Origin of the sequence: Zoogloea sp., assembly GCF_044344315.1 — a bacterium.
GTDB lineage: Bacteria > Pseudomonadota > Gammaproteobacteria > Burkholderiales > Rhodocyclaceae > Zoogloea.
Window position 1 is genome coordinate 1 of the sequence record NZ_JBIJDC010000192.1, and the last position, 3471, is coordinate 3471.

Annotated in this window: 3 protein-coding genes; 1 reads left to right on the top strand and 2 read right to left on the bottom strand. The window is 67.1% G+C overall.

Annotation, left to right across the window (positions count from 1 at the left end; translation table 11 throughout):
* Both ACIQ09_RS22020 and ACIQ09_RS22025 read right to left on the bottom strand, forming a co-directional pair.
* The coding region (locus ACIQ09_RS22020) for an efflux RND transporter permease subunit (RefSeq protein WP_398314537.1) at window positions 1–1319 on the bottom strand (1319 nt) is incomplete at its 3' end.
* Between the two features lie 10 nt (window positions 1320–1329).
* Window positions 1330–2550 (bottom strand): efflux RND transporter periplasmic adaptor subunit, encoded by a 1221-nt coding sequence (locus tag ACIQ09_RS22025; RefSeq protein ID WP_398314539.1) that lies wholly within the window; start codon window positions 2548–2550, stop codon window positions 1330–1332.
* A gap of 160 nt (window positions 2551–2710) precedes the next feature.
* Between ACIQ09_RS22025 and ACIQ09_RS22030 the strand changes: the two genes are divergently transcribed.
* On the top strand, window positions 2711–3471 hold a 761-nt coding region (locus ACIQ09_RS22030; RefSeq protein ID WP_398314541.1), incomplete at its 3' end, for a LysR family transcriptional regulator.

The following is a 3471-nucleotide window of genomic DNA, read 5'->3' on the forward strand; positions in this document are numbered from 1 at the left end:
ACCTCGCGCATGGCCCGGTAGGTGGCCTCGCGGGGCGACAGGCCGGCCTCGATGTTGCGCTCCACGTTCTCCACCACCACGATGGCGTCATCCACCACGATGCCGATGGCCAGCACCATGCCGAATAGCGACAGGGCGTTGATGGAGTAGCCAAAGCCCAGCATCAGCGAGAAGGTGCCGATGATGGACACCGGCACCGCCAGCAGCGGGATGATGGACGCGCGCCAGGTCTGCAGGAAGACGATGACCACCAGCACCACCAGGGCGATGGCTTCCAGCAGGGTGGTGATCACCGCCTTGATGCTGGCCCGTACGAACTGGGTCGGGTCATAGACGATGCTGTATTTCACCGAAGGCGGGAAGTCCTTTTCCAGCTCGGCCATGGTCTCGCGGACCTGGGTCGAGATGTCCAGGGCGTTGGCGCCCGGCGTCTGGAAGATGGGGATGGCCACGGCGGGCTTGTTGTCGAGCAGGGCGCGCAGGCCGTATTCGGCGGCGGCCAGCTCGATGCGGGCCACGTCGCCCAGGCGGGTGACGCCGCCATCGGGGGCGGTCTTGAGGATGATCTGCGCGAACTCCGCCTCGTCCTTCAGGCGGCCCTGGGCATTCACGTTGAGCTGCAGGGGCGTGCGGCGGTCGTTGGGCGGCGCGCCGATCACGCCGGCGGCCACCTGTACGTTCTGCTCGCGGATGGCCTTGACGATCTCGGGGGCGGTCAGGCCGCGCTCTGCGACCTTACCCGGGTCCAGCCAAACGCGCATGGCGTAGTTGCCCGAACCGAACAGGCCCACCTCGCCCACGCCCTTGATGCGCGCCAGACTGTCCTTGACGTTGAGGACCGCGTAGTTGCGCAGGTAGGTCATGTCATAGCGGTCGTCCGGCGAGGTGAGGTGCACCACCATGGTGATGGTGGGCGTGCTCTTGGCGGTGGTCACACCCAGGCGCTGCACGTCCTCCGGCAGGCGCGGCAGGGCCTGGGAGACCCGGTTCTGAACCAGCTGCTGGGCCTTGTCCGGATCGACGCCCAGCTGGAAGTGCACGGTGAGGGTCAGGTTGCCGTCGCTGTTGGCCTGGCTCTGCATGTAGAGCATGTTCTCGACGCCGTTGATGCTCTCTTCCAGCGGCGCGGCCACCGTTTCGGCGATCACCTTGGGGTTAGCGCCGGGAAACTGGGCGCGCACGACCACCGAGGGCGGCACCACTTCGGGATACTCGGCGATGGGCAACTGGAAGACCGACAGCAGGCCAGCCAGCAGGATCAGGACCGACAGCACCCCGGCAAAGATGGGGCGGTCGATGAAGAACTTGGAGATGTTCATGGGACGGCCCTCAGATGCGCGTCTTCAGCGCGCGGGGCTCGGCCACGGCGGCGACGGGGGCGCTGCCCTCCATGGCCACCGGGTGGGGCGTCACCGGATCGCCCGGGCGGATCCGCTGCAGGCCATTGACCACGATGTGCTCGCCCGGCTTGAGCCCGTCTTCGACGACGCGCAGGCCGTCCTGCAGCTTGCCCAGCCGGACTTCCCGGTAGGCCGCGCGATTGCCGTCGCCCACCACCAGCACGAAGCGCTTGTCCTGATCGGTGCCGACAGCCCGGTCGTCGATCAGCACGGCCTCCCGCGGGGTGTCGCTGCCCAGCCGGATGCGGGCATACAGGCCGGGCACCAGGCGACCGTCCGGGTTGTCGAACACGGCTCGCACGCGGATGGTGCCGGAGGTGGTGTCGAGGCGGTTGTCCACCGAGTGGATGCGCCCCTGGGTGCTGTATCCGTCCTGGTCGGCCAGACCCAGGTGGACGGGCAGGCTGGTGCCCTTGGCGGTGCGTGCTGGGTTCACCGATTTCAGGAAGGTCTGCTCATCCACGTCGAAGGCGGCGTAGATGCGGTCGGACGACACCAGCGTGGTGAGGGCCGGGCCGCCGGTGGTGCTCACCAGGTTGCCGATGGTGACCTCGGCCCGGGACATGCGTCCGTCGATGGGGGCCTTGATGGTGGTGTAGTCCAGATTAAGGCGGGCGATGCGCAGGGCGGCGCGGGCCGCCTGCACTCCGGCGGCGGCGTCCCGGGCGGCGTTCTGCTTCTCTTCCAGATCGCGGCGGGACACGGCGTTGTCGGCGATCAGGCGTTCGGAGCGGGCCAGGTCTGAAGCGGTGTAGGCGACCCGGGCCTCCGTTGCCGCAAGCTGGGCCTCGGCCCGCGCCACTTCGGCCGCGAAGGGGCGCGGGTCGATGGTGAACAGCACGTCGCCCTTGCGTACGGCGGCGCCATCCTTGAAATGCACCTGGGTGAGGATGCCGGAGACCTGGGGCCGGATCTCCACCCGGTCCACTGCTTCGAGGCGGCCGGAGAAATCCTGCCAGTCGGTGATGGCGCGATGGATGACCTCGGCCGTGTCCACCTGGGCGGCCTGAGCTGCGGCGGGAGCGGCCGGCACGTCGGCCCGGGCCGAGTAGGCAGCGATGCCGCCACCGGTCAGCAGGAGGCCGGCCAGGGCGGCGGCCAGGACGACGCGCCGGTTCATGGGTGGAGAGAGTGTGTCGCTTGTTTTCATGATGTCCTCGCTGTTGTCAGGGGGGCGGGATTGGGGGATGACTGCATTTTGGTTGTTTGTTTTTTGCGGATAAATACATAGAAATTGACTTCACTGTTCGCATTGAGCTAATAATTGAAGCGAGGCTTCCGTTCGGAGGGCCGCAGCAGGAGACGGGCAGATGGACAGGTTTCAGGCCATGAAGGTGTTCATGGGGGTGGCGGAGGCGAGCAGTTTCACCCGGGCGGCAGACAACCTGGGCTTGCCCCGGGCCACAGTGACGACCACCATCCAGGGGCTGGAAAACCTGCTCAAGGTGCGTCTGCTCAACCGCACTACGCGCAGCGTCAGCCTGACGCCGGACGGGGCGGCCTACTACGAACGCTGCGTGCGCATCATCAAGGAGCTGGAGGAGACGGAGGCGGCGTTTCAGGATGCCGCCCGGCGACCCCAGGGGCGTCTGCGGGTGGATGTTTCCGGCCCCATCGGGCGGCGCATCCTCATCCCGCGTCTGTGTGAGTTCCACAGCCGCAACCCGGACGTGGAGCTGGTCATCGGCATGGGCGACCGGCCGGTGGATCTGGTGCAGGAGGCGGTGGATTGCGTGATCCGTGTTGGCGAGCTGGTGGACTCAACCCTGGTGGCGCGCCGCATCGGCAGCCTGAGCTTTGTGACCTGCGGGGCGCCGGCCTACCTGGAACGCTACGGGGAGCCCCGGACGCTGGAGGATCTGCAGCATCACAAGGCGGTGCATTACTTTTCCAGTGTCAGCGGCCGCAATTTCGACTGGGACTTCGTGGTGGATGGTGTCAGCGTTCCGGTGCGCATGAACGGCCGAGTGGCGGTGAACGACACCGATGCCTATAACGCCTGTGGCCTGCAGGGCTTCGGGCTGATCCAGCCGGCACGCTTCATGGCCCTACCGCATCTGGAGAGCGGCGA